This window comes from Novosphingobium sp. B-7, from assembly GCF_000410615.1.
GTDB classification, from domain to species: domain Bacteria; phylum Pseudomonadota; class Alphaproteobacteria; order Sphingomonadales; family Sphingomonadaceae; genus Novosphingobium; species Novosphingobium capsulatum.
Map to the genome: position 1 here is coordinate 1 of NZ_KE148360.1, position 15,489 is coordinate 15,489.

The 15,489-nt window shown below is 65.6% G+C and carries 18 protein-coding genes; 13 read left to right on the top strand and 5 right to left on the bottom strand.

The window, feature by feature from the left end; genetic code table 11:
- Window positions 1-469: hypothetical protein (locus tag H926_RS0114005; RefSeq protein ID WP_022676872.1), on the bottom strand; the 469-nt coding region annotated here is incomplete at its 3' end.
- A 223-nt stretch (window positions 470-692) separates the two neighbouring features.
- Between H926_RS0114005 and flgB the strand changes: the two genes are divergently transcribed.
- From flgB to H926_RS0114070, 13 genes are all read left to right on the top strand, one after another.
- Window positions 693-1,055, top strand: a complete 363-nt coding sequence (gene flgB, locus H926_RS0114010; protein WP_022676873.1) for a flagellar basal body rod protein FlgB — start codon at window positions 693-695, stop codon at window positions 1,053-1,055.
- Complete coding sequence (gene flgC / locus H926_RS0114015) at window positions 1,052-1,474, top strand: flagellar basal body rod protein FlgC (RefSeq protein WP_022676874.1); 423 nt, start codon at window positions 1,052-1,054, stop codon at window positions 1,472-1,474. Before flgB ends, flgC begins: the two co-directional genes overlap by 4 nt.
- A gap of 1 nt (window position 1,475) precedes the next feature.
- Window positions 1,476-1,877, top strand: coding sequence for a flagellar hook assembly protein FlgD (locus H926_RS31790; RefSeq protein WP_022676875.1), 402 nt, complete (start codon window positions 1,476-1,478; stop codon window positions 1,875-1,877).
- A 31-nt stretch (window positions 1,878-1,908) separates the two neighbouring features.
- Window positions 1,909-2,721, top strand: coding sequence for a flagellar hook-basal body protein (locus H926_RS0114025; RefSeq protein WP_022676876.1), 813 nt, complete (start codon window positions 1,909-1,911; stop codon window positions 2,719-2,721).
- 22 nt (window positions 2,722-2,743) lie between these two features.
- The gene (locus H926_RS0114030; protein WP_022676877.1) at window positions 2,744-3,499 is read left to right on the top strand and encodes a flagellar basal body rod protein FlgF; all 756 of its coding nucleotides are present in this window, start codon (window positions 2,744-2,746) and stop codon (window positions 3,497-3,499) included.
- Between the two features lie 25 nt (window positions 3,500-3,524).
- Window positions 3,525-4,313, top strand: coding sequence for a flagellar basal-body rod protein FlgG (gene flgG / locus H926_RS0114035; protein WP_022676878.1), 789 nt, complete (start codon window positions 3,525-3,527; stop codon window positions 4,311-4,313).
- 22 nt (window positions 4,314-4,335) lie between these two features.
- The gene (locus H926_RS0114040; RefSeq protein ID WP_022676879.1) at window positions 4,336-5,112 is read left to right on the top strand and encodes a flagellar basal body L-ring protein FlgH; all 777 of its coding nucleotides are present in this window, start codon (window positions 4,336-4,338) and stop codon (window positions 5,110-5,112) included.
- Between the two features lie 127 nt (window positions 5,113-5,239).
- Window positions 5,240-6,325 carry a flagellar basal body P-ring protein FlgI gene (locus tag H926_RS0114045; protein WP_043609634.1) on the top strand — a complete coding sequence of 362 codons (1,086 nt, stop codon included), beginning with the start codon at window positions 5,240-5,242 and terminating at the stop codon, window positions 6,323-6,325.
- Window positions 6,325-6,684 (top strand): rod-binding protein, encoded by a 360-nt coding sequence (locus H926_RS0114050; protein ID WP_022676881.1) that lies wholly within the window; start codon window positions 6,325-6,327, stop codon window positions 6,682-6,684. Before H926_RS0114045 ends, H926_RS0114050 begins: the two co-directional genes overlap by 1 nt.
- Before the next feature lie 5 nt (window positions 6,685-6,689).
- Window positions 6,690-8,027 carry a flagellar hook-associated protein FlgK gene (gene flgK / locus H926_RS0114055; protein ID WP_022676882.1) on the top strand — a complete coding sequence of 446 codons (1,338 nt, stop codon included), beginning with the start codon at window positions 6,690-6,692 and terminating at the stop codon, window positions 8,025-8,027.
- Window positions 8,028-8,034: 7 nt separating this feature from the next.
- Entirely contained in the window at window positions 8,035-8,961 is a 927-nt protein-coding gene (locus H926_RS0114060) for a flagellar hook protein FlgL (protein WP_022676883.1), read from the top strand.
- An 88-nt stretch (window positions 8,962-9,049) separates the two neighbouring features.
- Window positions 9,050-9,913 carry a flagellar motor stator protein MotA gene (gene motA, locus H926_RS0114065; RefSeq protein ID WP_022676884.1) on the top strand — a complete coding sequence of 288 codons (864 nt, stop codon included), beginning with the start codon at window positions 9,050-9,052 and terminating at the stop codon, window positions 9,911-9,913.
- 15 nt (window positions 9,914-9,928) lie between these two features.
- Window positions 9,929-10,765, top strand: coding sequence for a flagellar motor protein MotB (locus H926_RS0114070; RefSeq protein WP_022676885.1), 837 nt, complete (start codon window positions 9,929-9,931; stop codon window positions 10,763-10,765).
- 411 nt (window positions 10,766-11,176) lie between these two features.
- On the opposite strand, the gene H926_RS0114075 is transcribed toward H926_RS0114070, so the two are convergent.
- The 4 genes from H926_RS0114075 to H926_RS0114090 all read right to left on the bottom strand — a co-directional run bounded on the left by H926_RS0114075 (window position 11,177) and on the right by H926_RS0114090 (window position 15,251).
- Entirely contained in the window at window positions 11,177-11,647 is a 471-nt protein-coding gene (locus H926_RS0114075; protein WP_022676886.1) for a GNAT family N-acetyltransferase, read from the bottom strand.
- A gap of 84 nt (window positions 11,648-11,731) precedes the next feature.
- Complete coding sequence (locus H926_RS0114080; RefSeq protein WP_022676887.1) at window positions 11,732-12,283, bottom strand: VOC family protein; 552 nt, start codon at window positions 12,281-12,283, stop codon at window positions 11,732-11,734.
- A gap of 276 nt (window positions 12,284-12,559) precedes the next feature.
- A complete protein-coding gene (locus H926_RS0114085; RefSeq protein WP_043609628.1) occupies window positions 12,560-14,071 on the bottom strand; it encodes a DHA2 family efflux MFS transporter permease subunit in 1,512 nt (503 codons plus the stop codon).
- A gap of 1 nt (window position 14,072) precedes the next feature.
- Window positions 14,073-15,251: an HlyD family efflux transporter periplasmic adaptor subunit gene (locus tag H926_RS0114090; RefSeq protein ID WP_022676889.1), complete on the bottom strand. Its 1,179-nt coding sequence runs from the start codon at window positions 15,249-15,251 to the stop codon at window positions 14,073-14,075.
- Window positions 15,252-15,489 lie beyond the last annotated feature (238 nt).

Consider the following 15,489-nt stretch of genomic DNA (forward strand, 5'->3'; position numbering starts at 1 on the left):
TGGCAATGGCGCCGATGAAATTGCCATGGGCCAGGCTTTCCACCTTGAGCTGGCTGAGCGCGACGAGCGTGCCCGCCAGGCCGAACACCGGCGAAAGATCGGCCGCCTGCGCCAGGGTGCGTGCGGCGGTGGTGGCGCGGCGCAGGCGCGCGCGGCGCCAGGTTTCATGCTGTTCGACCAGCCCGTCGAGCGAGCGAGTACGCACCAGCGCGCTGGTGGCGGAATCAAATTCGCGATCGGCCAGGCGGCGCGGGTTGGCCCGGATCACCCCATCGCGGCGGATCAGCGCCACCTCGTGCGCGAGTTCGGAACGCATCGCCGCGGCATTGAAGCCAGGGCGCAGCAGCCCCGCCACCGCGCGCACCGCTACAAGGCTGTCATGCCAACCACAGCGCAGCACGGTGCCGACCAGCGTGCCGCCAACAACGATCACGGCCGATTGGGCATCCAGCAGGTGGGTTAAATCCATGGGCCTTGGTCTTTCGCGAAATCCTGGCACGAAGAACGGCAGCGCGCGCGCGGGTTTCAGGGGGGCGGCAGCCCGGCTTGCCGCCTTTCGGCAAAGCCTTGCCGTGCCTGGCGGGGTGGCCTGCAACCGTGGTGCCAGATTCCGGGCCATTGGCGCACTTGGCACGTCCCTTGCTGAACCACCGGCATCATTCGTCTGCCCAAGGAAAGCGAGAGCACCGCCGATGAGCCAGAGTGCATCATCCGACAGCCTGTTCGGCATCCATGGCGCCGCGCTGGAACTGCGCGCCACGCGCCTGGGGCTGCTGTCCTCCAACATCGCCAATGCCGCAACGCCCGGCTACAAGGCGCGCGACATCGATTTCGGGGCCGCGCTCAAGGCGCGCCTGGCCGGTGCCAGCGAAAGCCAGGCCGAAGCCGGCGCGGCGCTCTATCGGGTGCCGGTGATGCCCAGCCTGGATGGCAATACGGTGGAAATGGCCACCGAACAGACCGCCTTTGCCGAAAACGCGGTGGGCTATTCCGCCACGCTGGAATTCATCCGCGGCCGCGTGGGCGAAGTGACCCGCGCGCTCAAGGGCGAATGACCATGGCGGGCAACGGCAACACCCCCCTCACCCTGTTCGGCGTGACCGGCCGCGCGATGTCGGCCCAGCTGGTGCGGATGAACGCAGCGGCATCGAACCTGGCCAATGCCGGCAACGTCGCCGGCAGCGAGGCGCAGGCCTATCGCCCACTGCGCCCGGTCTTTGCCGAGGAACTCGATGCGCGGTCCGGCCTCGCCACGGTCAAGGTCCAGGGGGTCTATCGCACCGATACCACCGCCGTGCGCACCCACGATCCCGACAATCCCCTGGCCGATGCCAATGGCGATGTCTGGGCCGCCCCGGTCGATGAAAATGCCGAGATGGTCGAGATGATGGAAGCCAGCCGCCAATACCAGAACGTGGTGGAGGCGATGCAGACCGCCAAGCAGCTGATGCTCGATACGATGAGGATGAAGTGACATGACCACCGTTACCTCTACCAGCGCCACGGGCACCGCAGCGGCCCCGGCCAAGACCGGCTGGGCCAGCCTTGGCGCCACCGATTTCCTCAAGATGCTGACCGCGCAGCTGCAGAACCAGGACCCGACCTCGCCGGTGGACAACACCCAGATGGTGGCCCAGCTGGCGCAGTTTTCGTCGCTGTCGAACTCCACCGAGATGAACTCAACGCTGAGCGCCATTTCCGACAAGCTCGACAAGCTGAACACGGCCAGCGCGTCAAACGCCGATGTGGCCGCCACGCTCAAGACCATTTCGCAACAGTTGGCCGCGATCGGCGCGGCCCAGGCCGCCGCCGGCACCACTGGCACGACGGCGGGCGGCACGGCGACGGGCACCACCACCGCCACCACCGCCGCCTGATCCCTTTCCCCAACCGACAGGAAAACACGCCATGTCGTTCTATACCTCGCTCAACGGCATCAAGAATGCGCAGACCGATCTCAACGTCGTCAGCAACAACATCGCCAACTCGGAAACCAACGGCTTCAAGAAAAGCACGGTGAGCTTTGCCGACGTGGTTGCCGGCACGGCATTCACCAACCCGCGCCTGATCGAGGGGATCGGCGCCAAGGTCGAGGCGATCACCCAGAACTTCAAGCAGGGCGCGCTCGATTCCACCGGCTCCTCGCTCGACGTGGCGGTAAGCGGCGACGGGTTCTTCACCGTCAAATCGCCCACCACCGGGCAGACGATGTACACCCGCAATGGCGCCTTCCAGATGGATGCCGGCGGTTATGTCACCGACGCGCAGGGCAACCGCGTGCAGATGTATCCCACCGACGCCACGGGCACTGCCACCAGCACGAGCCTGCAGGACACGCTGGTGCCGATCACCAACGCCGCCGGATCGGAATTTGCCGGGATGACGGTTTCGGAAAACGGCAATGTCGCGGCCAGCTATGCCGACGGGTCCAACACCGTGATCGGCAAGATTGGCCTCGCCACCTTCCTCAATCCGCAGGGCCTGCGCCAGCAGGGATCGGCCGATTGGACCGCCACCAACCTGTCGGGCACGGCCAACTATGGCGAGCCGACCAATGGCCAGTACGGCAAGCTGATGTCGGGCTATCTCGAACGCTCCAACGTCGAGGTGTCGGACGAGCTGGTGGGCCTGATCGTGGCCCAGCGCGCCTATCAGGCCAATGCCAAGGCGATCGATACCGCCACCCAGGCCACCCAGGCCATTCTCAACCTGCGCAGCTAAGGCTTAAGGGAGGCAAGCGGCCATGGACCGGCTGATCTATACCGCCTATTCCGGCATGACCGGATCGATGGTGCGCGAGCGCGTGATCGCCAGCAACATGGCCAATGCGCAGACCGTGGGCTTTCGCCAGGAAATGCTCAGCGCCACGCCGGTCACGCTCAAAGGCCCCGCGCTGGAAGCCCGCGCGATGACGCAGGGCTATGTCCAGGGTTCCAGCATGAAGCAGGGCGCCACCATGGCGACCAACAACCCGCTCGACGTGGCGTTGAGCGGGGACACCATGCTGGCCGTGCAGGCGCAGGACGGCAGCGAGGCCTATACCCGGCGTGGCGACCTGACGATCACCACCGATGGCGTGCTGCAGAACGGCGACGGGCGGCCGGTGATCGGCGATGGCGGGCCGATCACCGTGCCGACCGGCACGATCGTGACCATCGCGCCCGATGGCACCGTGCTGGCCGGCGACCCTCAGAACCCGTCCACCCCGCCCCAGGCGGTGGCGCGGATCAAGCTGGTTTCCACCCAGGGCAGCCAGGTGGGCAAGGGGCTGGACGGGCTGTTTCGCGTGACGGGGCCGAACAATACCATCGGCACCCTACCGCAGGACGAGGAGGCCCGCCTGACCCCCGGCGCGCTGGAGCAGTCCAATGTCGATCCCACGCAAGTGCTGGTCGAAATGGTGGAAGCGCAGCGCCTGTTCGACATGCGCACCAAGGTGGCCTCCACCGCGCGCGAGGTGGACGAGAAATCCGCATCGCTGATGCGCCTCAACACCTGAAAATCACTTTCGGAGAGATCCTGCCATGCCCAGTTCCGCCCTTCACGTTGCCCGCACCGGCCTGGAAGCCCAGGACACGCGGATGCGGGTGATCGCCAACAACCTGGCGAACGTGAGCACCACCGGCTTCAAGCGCGACCGCGCCAACTTTTCCACGCTGGCCTATCAGGACACGCGCGTGGCCGGGCAGCAGTCTTCCAACGAGACCGCCTATGCCACCGGGCTCAACCTGGGCACCGGCGTGGCGCTGCAGGGCACCGCGCGGATGGAAAGCCAGGGCCAGCTGCAAAGCACCGGCAATGCGCTCGACCTGGCGCTCGACGGTGATGGCTTTTTCCAGGTGACGCTGCCCGGCGGCCAGCTCGCCTATACCCGCGCGGGCAATTTCAGCCGCTCGGCCGACGGCACGCTGGTGACCTCGCAAGGCTATCCGCTGCAACCGGCGATCACCGTGCCCGAAGGCGCCAGCGCGATCACCGTGGCGCAGGACGGCACCGTGACCGCCACCCTGCCCGGCGCGACCGAGGCGACCACGCTGGGCCAGATCACCATTGCCAGCTTTGCCAATCCGCAGGGCCTCAAGGCGCTGGGCGACAACTTCCTGGTGGAAACCGGCGCCAGCGGCGCGGCGCAAGTGGGCAATGCCGGCGACGCCGGGCGCGGCCATATCCAGCAGGGCTATCTGGAAGCGTCCAACGTCAACGTGGTGGAAGAACTGGTCGACATGATCGAGTGCCAGCGCGCCTACGAGATCAATTCCAAGATGATCTCGGCGATCGACGAGATGCTCAAGAACGCCAACCAGACGCTGTAAGGCCGGAAAGACGCTAAAGCCCATGGACTCTCCGTTCGATCCCCTGTTCGACAAGGCGCTGCATGCCGAGCGCGGCCGTGGGCTTGCCCCGCGCCATGGGCTTGCCCCGCGCCAGGGCCTGGGCCTGCGCCTGATGGCCATGCTGATGGTGCCGGCGATGATTACCGCCGGCATGCTGGTGGCGGCCCAGCCGGCCAAGGCGCGCAACCGCCCGGCGGCGGGGTTTGATCCAGCGCTGCCGGTCGAAAGCCCGGCCAAGCCCGCCGATGGCAGCATCCTCAACCTGGCCAATGGCTATGCCGGGCTGGTCGAGGGTGCGCGCGCCCATGCGGTGGGGGACAGCCTGGTGATCGTGCTGGCCGAACAGCTGACCACGTCGAAATCGGCGGCGAGCAAGACCGCCAAGTCATCCTCGTTCACGTTCACCCCGCCCAACAAGGGGCCGCTGTCGATCCTGTCGCAGAACGGCATCAACAATTCGGGCGCCAGCGCCTTTTCCGGCCAGGGCAATGCCTCGCAGACCAGCACGCTGGGCGGCGAGGTTTCGGTGACGATCGCCCAGGTGCGTCCCAATGGCACCGCGCTGGTCAAAGGCGAAAAGCGCCTGACGCTGAGCCAGGGCCAGGAATGGGTGCAGCTATCGGGCATCGTGCGCCTGGCTGATATCGACACGACCAACCGCGTCCAATCGGGCCAGGTGGCCGATGCGCGGATCACCTATGCCGGCAACGGCGATGTCAGCCGTGCCGCCCGCCAGGGCTGGCTGACCAAGTTCTTCAACCTTGTCAGCCCGTTCTAGGGAACCCTTGATGTCTATCGCTTCTCCCATCGCGTTCGATCTGGCCGCTGCGGCGCTGGCTGGGCTGGCCCTGCGCCCGCTGTGGCGGCGCGGCCTGCTGGCAGTGCGCCCCGGCCTGTGGCTGGTGATGGTGGCCGCAGCGCTGGCCGCGCTGCCGGTGCTGGGCACCGCCGCCCATGCCGAACGGGTGCGCGACCTGGGCGAGTTCCAGGGCGTGCGATCGAACCAGCTGACCGGCTATGGCATCGTGGTGGGCCTGCCCGGCACGGGTGACGACAACCTGGAATACCTGACCCAGGCGATGCGCGGGGTTTCGGGCCGGCTGGGCGTGCAATTGCCCGCCGGCGTGGCGCCGGGCCTGAAGAACGCGGCGGCAGTGATGATCACGGCCGATCTGCCGGCCTTTTCCAAGCCCGGCCAGCGCATCGACGTGACCGTATCGACGATCGGCAAGGCCAAGTCCTTGCGCGGCGGGGCACTGGTCTTGGCGCCGCTCTATGGTGCCGATGGGCAGATCTATGCCATGGCGCAGGGCAACCTTGCCGTGGGCGGCCTGGGCATTACCGCCAAGGATGGATCGCAGCTGACCGTCAACGTGCCCACTGTGGGTCGCATTGCCGAAGGCGCGACGGTGGAGCGCGCAGTCGATACCGGGTTTGATCGCAACGAGGTGTTGCGCTGGAACCTGTTCGACGCCGATTTCCTCAACGCCGCCCGCGTGCGCGATGCGATCAACACGCGCTTTCCCGGCACTGCCAGCGTGGAAGACGGCGTGACCGTGGCGCTGCGTCTGCCCAATGGCAGCGATGCCCGCGCCAGCGCCATGGCCGCGATCGAGGCGATCGAGGTGAGCCCGGCCGAGGCCGCCGCCAAGGTGATCGTCAACAGCCGCACCGGCACGGTGGTGATCAACAGCGCGGTGCGCCTGTCCCCCGCCGCGATCAGCCACGGCAAGCTGGTGATCAAGGTGGATGAAAAACCGCGCGTGTCGCAGCCCGGCCCCTTTTCCAACGGCCAGACCGCCGTGGTGCCGAGCAGCCAGATCAGCGTGGAGGAACAGGGCAACCACGTGGCGCTGTTCAAGCCCGGTGCCTCGCTCTCTTCGCTGGTCAATGCCCTTAACAAATTGGGGGTTTCGCCGTCCGATCTGGTGGCGATCCTGGAAGCGCTCAAGCAGGCCGGCGCCCTCAAGGCCGAAATGGTGGTGATCTGATGACTTCTGCATCGACAAGCACCGGCGCCGTTTCTAGCGCCGCCGCAGCCGCCACGTCCCCGGCCAGCGGCCCCGATCGCGCCGCGCTGCGCAAGGCCGCGCAGGGTTTCGAGGCGATGTTCCTGCGCCAGATGTTGAGCACCGCGCGCAGCACCGACCTGGGCGGCGACGATCTGTTCGACAAGAAGCAGGACGATACCTTTACCCAGATGCGCGACGAACGCTTTGCCGAGATTGCCGCCAAGGCCGGCACCCTGGGCCTGGCCACGCGGCTGGAAAGCCAGCTGGCCAGTGCGGCTGGGCAAGCGTCTGGCGCCCCGGCCACTGGTGCCACGGCCAAGACCGGTGGGGGAGCCTGAGCGCCATGACCACCGACCTGCTCTCGATCGCGCGCAGCGCCACCCGCGCTGCCCGCACCCAGCTGGACGTGACCGCCCAGAACATCGCCAATGCCGGCACCGATGGCTATGTGCGGCGCACGGTATCCACCGAAGAGGTGATGACGCCCGGCTATGTCGCGGGCAACCGCGATGTGTCGCTGTCGGGCGTGCGGGTGACCGGGGTTATCCGCAATGCCGATGCCTTTCGCCAGGCCGAGGTGCGCCGCACCGGCGCCGATACCGCGCGCGCCGATACCGAAGTGGGCGGCCTTACCGATATCCAGTCCGCGCTTGAGGCGCCGGGCGTCTATTCGGCGATCACCGGCTTTGAAACCGCGCTGACCCAACTGGCGCAAAGCCCCACCGACACGCCACTGCGCGCCTCGGTGATCGCGGCGGCGCAGACCCTGTCCAACAGTTTCAACATCGCCTCAAACCAGCTTGATGCCGTGGCCAAGGGCCAGCAGGGCGGCGCCAGCGACGGCGTGAACCAGATCAACACGATGTCGGCCGAATTGGCCAAGGTCAATGGCCGGCTGGCGCGCATGGCCGATGCCAGCAGCGATCGCACCGGCCTGCTCGACCAGCGCGACATGCTGCTCGAAAAGCTGGCGGGCTATGCCGATATCGCCACCAGCTTTGCCGGCAATGGCGCGGTTGATGTGACGCTGGGCGGCGCATCGGGCGCGCCGCTGGTTACCGGCGCCACCGCGCAAGCCATGGCGGTTACCACCGCCGCCGATGGCACGATCGGCTTTACCGTCAACGGCGGTGCCGTCACTCTGTCGGGCGGATCGCTGGCGGGGCAGCAACAAGTGCTGGCCAGCCTCGCCGATGTGCATGGCCAGCTCGATACCCTGGCCAAGAGCGTGATCGACACCGTCAACACCGTGCAGGGCAATGGCGCTGCGCTTGACGGGTCAACCGGCCCTGCCCTGTTTGCCGGCACGGGCGCTGGCAGCATGCAGCTTGCCACCACCCAGGGCAGCGCGATCGCCACGGCGGCCGCAGGCGCCGCCGCCGGCAGCCGCGATACCACCAACCTCACCGCGCTGCGCAATGCGCTGACCAGCGCCGATCCGGCCGGCACGATGGACACCCTGATCTACCAGGCCTCTGCCACGGTGCAGGCGCGCACCACCACGCGCGATGCGCTCAAGACCATTTCCGATGCGGCCAAGACCGCGCTTTCCGCCCAGGCCGGAGTCGATCTCGACACCGAAGCCATCAACCTGACCCGGTTCCAGCAGGCGTTCCAAGCCTCGGGCCGGGTGATGCAGGTTGCCGGCAACCTGTTCGACACCATCCTCTCGATCAAGTAGGTCGCCCATGTCATCCAGCGTATCGACCACTACGTCCGCGTTCTACGATCGCTCCGCGCTCGATCTCAACGGCTTGCGCACCCAGATGGAGCAGGTGCAGACGCAGATTTCCAGCGGCAACCGGCTGACCGCCTCGTCAGACGATCCGCTCACCGCCTCGCGCCTGCGCAACCTGCAACGCCAGGATGCCATCGCCAAGGTCGATGCCGGCGCGGCCAACCGCGCCACGGCCGATCTCAACCTGACCGATTCGGCGATGACCGAGATGATCAACACGCTGCAGCGCACGCGCCAGCTGGCCAACCAGGCGGCCACCGGCACGCTGTCCAACGAGCAGCGCACCAGCATTGGCCAGGAACTGGCCGAATTGCGCAACAACCTGGTGTCGCTGGCCAATTCGCGTGACAGCGCGGGCAATGCGCTGTTCGGCGGCGATGCGGCGGGCGCGGCCTATAGCGTGGATGCCACCACCGGCGTGGTCAGCTATGTCGGCAGCGGCAGCGCCGGCACGCTGGAACTGGGCGACGGGCAGAGCGTCAAGCGCAGCCTGACCGGGCCGGAATTTCTCAATTTCTCGTCGGGCGGCACCAGCAGCGATGTCTTTGCCGCGCTCAAGAGCCTGACCGACGCGATCAGCGCGGGCGGCACCGGCGCGCAATCGGCGGCCAATGCCGCGCTCACCACGCTCGACGATGCCATGACGGCCGTATCCACCGGGCAGACCGTGGTGGGCGCGCGGCTGTCGTGGATCGATCTCAACACCGAGCGGCAGACCACGATGGGCGAGGCGCGCAGCCAGGACCAGAGCACGCTGGGCGCCACCGACATCCCCACTGCCTATACCCGGTTGCAGGAACTGGCCACGGTGCTGCAGGCCAGCCAGGCCAGCTTCACCAAGATCTCGGGCCTTTCGCTCTTTACCATGATGTCCTGAAAGTGCGCGCGCCCGTGCCGTTCTGCATTGCAGCAACGGCCGGGTGATAGCGCCGGCTTTCACGGTTTATCGACAGGGTCACCGCTTCATGTTTGCTGGTATCGGCATCGTCGTCCTGCTCGCCATGGTCTTTGGCGGCTTCATCATCACCGGTGGCGCAATCGGCCCGGTGGCCGAAGCCATACCCCATGAAATGCTGATCATCGGCGGCGCGGCGCTGGGCGCCACGATCACCGGCAATTCCATGCACGAGTTGAAGGGCATCGGCGCGGGCCTGGGCAAAGTGTTCAAGGGCCCCAAGCACAACAAGCAGGACCATGTCGATGCCATCGTGCTCTGTGCCAAGCTGATGAAGATCCTGCGCAGCGATGGCCCGGTGGCGCTGGAAAGCCATGTGGCCGATCCCAAAAGCTCGGCCCTGTTTGCCGAATATCCGCGCATCCTGGCCCATACCGCGCTGGTTTCGCTGATCTGCGATACGCTGACGCTGATCGTCGTGTCTTCCGGCACGCTGGAAGTGCATGCCGTGGAAGACGTGATGGACCACGCGATGAAAACCCATTTCCACGAGCAGGAAGAAGCGCAGCACGCCCTGCAGGGCCTGGCCGACGCACTGCCCGCGCTGGGCATCGTTGCCGCCGTGCTGGGCGTGGTCAAGACCATGGGCTCGATCGACAAGCCACCCACGGTGCTGGGCGCGATGATCGGTTCGGCTCTGGTCGGCACGTTCATGGGCGTGCTGCTGGCCTATGGCATCGTCGCGCCGCTGGCTGGCCGGCTCAAGCAGGTGCTCGATCAGGATGCGATGATCTACCAGGCGGTCAAGCAGGTGATCGTGTCCTCGCTGCACGGCTGGCCGCAGCCGCTGGTGGTGGAAAGCGCGCGTTCGGGCCTGGGCCATGCGTTCCGTCCGGGCCTGTCGGAACTGCTCGACGCGCTGCGCGGCCGCTAAGCGAAAGGGATCGCCATGGCCAAGCCACCCAAAGGCAAGGACGCGCCCAAGCCGATCATCGTCAAGAAGATCACCGTGGTGGCCGGCGGCCATCACGGCGGGGCCTGGAAAGTGGCCTATGCCGATTTCGTGACCGCGATGATGGCGTTCTTCCTGCTGATGTGGCTGCTGGGCGCAACCACCGAAAAACAGCGCAAGGGCATTGCCGACTATTTCACCCCCACCCTGGTCAAGACGCGCAAGGGCAGCGCCGGGTCTGACGGGCTGCTGGGCGGCTCGTCGCTGACCGATGCCGACAACTATCCCCACCGCGCCGGGCAGACCGGCACGCGCACGATGACCATTCCGCGCGATGCCACCGGCGGCCCCAAGGATGGCGGATCGAAGATGAAGCGCACCCAGGTGATGCAGCAGCGGCTGAAGGAAAAGCTGGATGCCAATGAAAAGCTGCGCCAGCTGGCCAAGCAGGTGCACATGACGATGACGCCCGAGGGCATCCGCATCGACATGCTCGACGACGCGCACTTCTCGATGTTCCGCCTGGGCACCACGATCCTGACGCCCGATGCGCTGGAACTGATCCGGGCGATCGGCCAGGCCATCGCGCCCGAACTCGGCGGCCTGACCGTGCGCGGCCATACCGACGCGCTGCAGTGGAAGCCTGGCGACCCGGCCAACAACTGGTCGCTATCGGCCGGCCGCGCCGAAGCCACGCGCCAGGCCCTGATGCGCAACGGCGTGGGCGAGGCCCGCTTCCAACGGATCGAAGGCGTGGCCGACCGCGAACCCCTGGTGCCCGACAGCCCCAACGACCCGAGCAACCGCCGCATGTCGATCCTGCTGCTGGATTGAGCCGGTTGCGGTGCCAGGCACGAGACCGGGCGTGGTGCTTTGTCATAGAGTCACACGAAGCCACGAAGACACGAAGGAAAGACCCTTCTTCGTGTCTTCGTGGCTTCGTGTGGGATTTTCAGGCAGAGCGGCGGGGATCGCAGACTGACCGATCCAGATAGCCCGACGTCGAATGGCTGATGGTAGTGAAGAGTTGCCTTTGCCGCCTCCGACTTCGTCATTCCCGCGCAGGCCGGAATCCAGTGGCTTCGGGCGATTGAGACCACGCCGAAACTGGATTCCCGCCTGCGCGGAAATGACGAAGAAATGGACTAAAAGTGGCGAAAAACGAACAGGCAGCTTTCGGGAAGGCGCGGGCGATAGCTGCCTTCCCAAAAACGATCAAGAAACGGGAAAGCCGGCGAGAGACGGCTAACGGGTAAGCGACTTCGACATGCGGTAATTGTGGATCGCGACCCCGCCTATGGTGAGGTCATTCCGACCATCGACGCTAAACCCACGACGCTCGAAGAGCCGGCGGGCGCCTTCACTGGCCTCTACGAAAAGCGTCTCGATCCCCGCATCCGTGGCGACGTTTTCCAAAGCGGCATAGATCGCAGAGCCGACGCCCGTGCCTACGAAGTCGGGGCGGCAGTAGAGATGATCGATATGCCCGTTCGGCTCAAGATCACCGTAGCCAATGACCGTGCCATCGTCGCCAACGGCGACCAGAAATGTTCGGCCAATCGCTTGTTCCACATAGCGTTTGGCATCTGGCCTGGACGGACTCCAGGCGACAACCTGCTCCGGCGAGTAATCGCTAATTGCGGCGTGGTGGACCGACATATGGAATAGGTCTGCGAGCGCATCCGCGTCGCTCGGCTCAAACGCTCGGATCAACATGCGCCACTGATACGCTCAACGTGAAACTCGGCAAACGTCGCTTCCCAAAACCGATGATGAAGCGGGAAACTTCGGCAGGCTACATCAGCGGGCTGGTGGCTGCATAAGCTCTATCGTGATATGATCAGGGCCTGAAACATAGGTCACCAAAGTTCCCTTGCGGGGACCACCTGCGATTGGCAGCGGGCTACCCTTCGCCTTCCATCCTGCTGCCTCGACGCGGGCTATGGCGGCATGGATATCCTTCACGGTCAGAGCTAGGTGCGCCGCACCGATCGCCCCCGCGCTATCGGGCACCGCCCCGTTCTGGCGTCCCTTTGAATATTGCAACAGTTCGACCACGTAACCGTTTGGCGCCCTGACGATCGCCGTTTTCACACTCGGATCATCGACACCTGTGACTTGATGCAGGAAGTCGCCCCCCATCTCCGCTTGTCGCTCAAGTGTGAAGCCGAGCGCTTCCGTCCAAAACCGAATGGCTTCGTCCAAAGACGATACAGCGAAGCCCGTGTGGTCCACGGCGATCACGTTTGTTGCGTCGTTCATTGTTGCACTCTCACCGGGCCGTGCCTGCGCTGTCTGGGCCTGCGCCCCGGCGGCAACTGATGCCAACAGCATGACGAATATGATCTTCATGATGACGCCTTAACGGGTCGGCCTCCTACCGAGAAGGAACCTTTTTGAGAGATCGGTGCCCTCCCACGTTCGGGTTGGAAGCCGTTCGGTGCATTCGCTTTCCCAAAATATGTTCCCGATTCCTCTTCCCGAATATGCGTCTCAGGCATGAGAAATCGGGACTGATCCGGGCCAACAATCGGCAACTTTCGGGATCGCGAGTTCAAGACCTGATCGACCAGGATTGGGCGATTTCCGCCATTGCCGGGTGATTTCCCGTGAAGTGGCTTGCGCACCCTACCCCTTTTTCCGCCCCGGCTTGGGGGCCAGCCAGATCATCCCGGCCGAGACGAACAGGACGATGGTGCACACCATGAAGACCTGGCGCGTGGCGAGCGTTACCGCCTCGGTCTGCACCAGTTGGCTCAACATCATGCTCGCCTGCGCGGCTGGCAGGCCGGTGTGCGTGGGCGGATGGATCAGCCCGACCAGTTCGGCGCGGTTGTACTTGGTGAAATGTTCCCACAGCGTGGTCGACATCGAAGTGGCAAAGGCGCCGGCCATCGTGCGCATGAAGTTCTGGATGCCCGCGCCCGATGCGGTCTGGTCGGGCCGCACCGAAGCCATCGCCAGCGCGGTGGAACCGACGAAGAAGAACGGCATACCCAGGCCCTGGAGCATCTGCGGAAAGGCGATGGTCCAGTAGCCCATGTCAGTCACCCAGCGCGTGCGTAGCCAGGCGACTACGGCCAGCCACAGGATGCCGAACGAGATCAGCCCGCGCGTATCGACCTTGCCCACGAACCGCGCCACGATCGGCGAAAAGACCACTGCCAGGACACCGACCCAGCCCACCGCCAGACCTGCCCAGGTGGCGGTGTAGTTGAGGTTGGTTTGCAGGAAGAGCGGGATCAGCACGATGAACGAGAAGAACGCCGCATAGGCCACGCACTGCGTCACCACGGCCACGGTAAACCCGCGGTTGCGGAACACCGACAGGTCGATGATCGGGTGGTCTTCGGTCAATTCCCAGATCAGGAACGAGATGAAGCCAATGATCGCGACCACGGTGAGCGTGATGATGAAGCCACTGGAAAACCAGTCTTCCTCGCGCCCTTTGTCGAGCATGATCTGCAGCGAACCAACCCAAATCACCAACAGCGCAAGACCGACGAAATCGATCGGCGATTTCTGGGTGGGAGTTTCGTACGGCCGCACCAGCCGCCAGGCGACGATCAGCGAGAACGCGGCGAGCGGAATGTTGATGAAGAACAGCCAGTGCCACGACCAGTTGTCGGAAATGAACCCGCCGCAGATCGGCCCGGCAATCGGCGCGACCACCACAGTCATCGCCCACAGGCCGAGCGCGGCGCCGCCCTTGTCCTTGGGAAATATGCGCAGCAGCAAGGTCTGTGTCATCGGCATGATCGGGCCGCCGCACAGCCCCTGGCACACGCGGAACGCGATCAGCAGGCTCAGGCTGCCGGCCATGCCGCACAGCATCGAAAACAGGCCAAAACCCAGCAGCGCCATGATGAACACCCGCACCGCACCAAACGTGCGCGCGAGCCAGCCGGTCAACGGCACGCAGATCGCCTCGGCCACGGCGTAGGACGTCAGCACCCAGGTGCCCTGCGTGGGCGACACCGCCAGGCTGCCGGCAATATGCGGCACCGACACGTTGGCGATGGTGATATCCAGCAGCACGACGAAGTTCGACAGCGCCAGCGCAAAGCCGCCCAGCGCCAGCTTGGCGCCCTTGAGCGGCGCCGGCCCATCGCCAAAGCCCATCGGCGGTCCGCCGGCCATGTCAGTTCTGCCCGGTCTGCGACCGGTCCTTTTCAGGGCGCGTATCGATCGTGGCGTCCATCGACAGGCCGATGCGCAGCGGGTGCGCGCCCAGCTCGTGCGGATCAAGCGCGACGCGCACCGGCAGGCGCTGCACCACCTTGATCCAGTTGCCCGTGGCATTCTGCGCCGGAATCACGGCCAGCGCCGAACCGGTGCCACCGGAAAAGCCCACGACGCGCCCGTGATAGACCACATCATCGCCATAGAGATCCGATGTCAGCGTCACCGGCTGGCCGGGACGCACATGGGCCAACTGGCTTTCCTTGTAGTTGGCATCGACATAGGCCTGGCTGATCGGCACGATGGTCATCATAGGGCTGCCCACCGCCACGCTTTGCCCCACCTGCACCGTGCGCTGGGTGACAACGCCGCTGACCGGGGCCCGGATCACCGTGCGATCGAGATTGATGCGTGCCTGGTCAAGCCTGGCCTTGGCCGCCAGCACCTGCGGATTGGTTTCCGGCGTGGTGCCAGTGACCAATGCGGCATTGGCCGCTTCCTGGCCATTGGCGGTGCCACGCGCGGCCTGGGCGGCGGCCAGGTTGGCGCGGGCGGCAGCAAGCTGGCCTTGCGCAGAAGCATAAGCATTGCGTGCGGTGGTCAGTTCCTCGCCCGACACCGCCCCGTCGCCCACCAGCGACTGGCGCCGCTTGAGGTCAATCTCGGCGCGTTGGACATCGGCCATGGCCACCTGCACTTGCGCGGTCATGCGGGCGATATCGGCCTGCTTCTCGCCCACCTGGGCCGACAGCGCCGTGCCGGTGGCGATGGTCTGGCGCACCTTGCGCAGCGCGTCGGCATAGTCCGCCTCGGCCGCGGCCAGGGCGATTTTGGCGTCGGTGGGATCAAGCTCTACCAGCACGTCGCCCTTGCGGACGACTTGCGTGTTGTTGACCGCCACGTGCCGCACCGGCCCGGCGACCAGCGGCGTCACCTGTGCCACTTCGGCCGCGACATAGGCGTTGTCGGTTTCGACATAACGCCCGCCTTCGATCCATTCGTAGATGCCGACACCGGCCGCGACCAGCGCCACGACTCCAGCAAAGATCAGGAAACCACGCTTGCGCGCGGCCTTGCGCGCATCGGCCTTGCTGGAGGCCTGGTCCGTATCGGAAAAATTGGGTTCAATGTCAGCCATGGGCGGGTCTCGGCATCAGAAAGAAGAAGAACAGGGATCAGGCAAACGGCAGCGCGTCGGCGGTCAGCCGGCGCGGAAGCCGCCGCCCAGGGCGCGCACCAGCGCCACGTGGGCAGACAGGGTGCGGGCCTGGAGATCGGCCAGCAGGCGCCGGTTGGCGAGCAGGGCATCCTGCGCCGACAGCACCGACAGATAGGTGGACAGGCCAGCTTCGTAACGGCGGCGGGCGATGCGATAG

Excerpts from the sequence above, each read along its gene's own strand:
- flgB (WP_022676873.1), top strand. The coding sequence starts at position 693 with ATGAGCCAGAGTGCATCATCCGACAGCCTGTTCGGCATCCATGGCGCC.
- flgC (WP_022676874.1), top strand. The coding sequence starts at position 1,052 with ATGACCATGGCGGGCAACGGCAACACCCCCCTCACCCTGTTCGGCGTG.
- H926_RS31790 (WP_022676875.1), top strand. The coding sequence starts at position 1,476 with ATGACCACCGTTACCTCTACCAGCGCCACGGGCACCGCAGCGGCCCCG.
- H926_RS0114025 (WP_022676876.1), top strand. The coding sequence starts at position 1,909 with ATGTCGTTCTATACCTCGCTCAACGGCATCAAGAATGCGCAGACCGAT.
- H926_RS0114030 (WP_022676877.1), top strand. The coding sequence starts at position 2,744 with ATGGACCGGCTGATCTATACCGCCTATTCCGGCATGACCGGATCGATG.
- flgG (WP_022676878.1), top strand. The coding sequence starts at position 3,525 with ATGCCCAGTTCCGCCCTTCACGTTGCCCGCACCGGCCTGGAAGCCCAG.
- H926_RS0114040 (WP_022676879.1), top strand. The coding sequence starts at position 4,336 with ATGGACTCTCCGTTCGATCCCCTGTTCGACAAGGCGCTGCATGCCGAG.
- H926_RS0114045 (WP_043609634.1), top strand. The coding sequence starts at position 5,240 with ATGGTGGCCGCAGCGCTGGCCGCGCTGCCGGTGCTGGGCACCGCCGCC.
- H926_RS0114050 (WP_022676881.1), top strand. The coding sequence starts at position 6,325 with ATGACTTCTGCATCGACAAGCACCGGCGCCGTTTCTAGCGCCGCCGCA.
- flgK (WP_022676882.1), top strand. The coding sequence starts at position 6,690 with ATGACCACCGACCTGCTCTCGATCGCGCGCAGCGCCACCCGCGCTGCC.
- H926_RS0114060 (WP_022676883.1), top strand. The coding sequence starts at position 8,035 with ATGTCATCCAGCGTATCGACCACTACGTCCGCGTTCTACGATCGCTCC.
- motA (WP_022676884.1), top strand. The coding sequence starts at position 9,050 with ATGTTTGCTGGTATCGGCATCGTCGTCCTGCTCGCCATGGTCTTTGGC.
- H926_RS0114070 (WP_022676885.1), top strand. The coding sequence starts at position 9,929 with ATGGCCAAGCCACCCAAAGGCAAGGACGCGCCCAAGCCGATCATCGTC.
- H926_RS0114075 (WP_022676886.1), bottom strand. The coding sequence starts at position 11,647 with ATGTTGATCCGAGCGTTTGAGCCGAGCGACGCGGATGCGCTCGCAGAC.
- H926_RS0114080 (WP_022676887.1), bottom strand. The coding sequence starts at position 12,283 with ATGAAGATCATATTCGTCATGCTGTTGGCATCAGTTGCCGCCGGGGCG.
- H926_RS0114085 (WP_043609628.1), bottom strand. The coding sequence starts at position 14,071 with ATGGCCGGCGGACCGCCGATGGGCTTTGGCGATGGGCCGGCGCCGCTC.
- H926_RS0114090 (WP_022676889.1), bottom strand. The coding sequence starts at position 15,251 with ATGGCTGACATTGAACCCAATTTTTCCGATACGGACCAGGCCTCCAGC.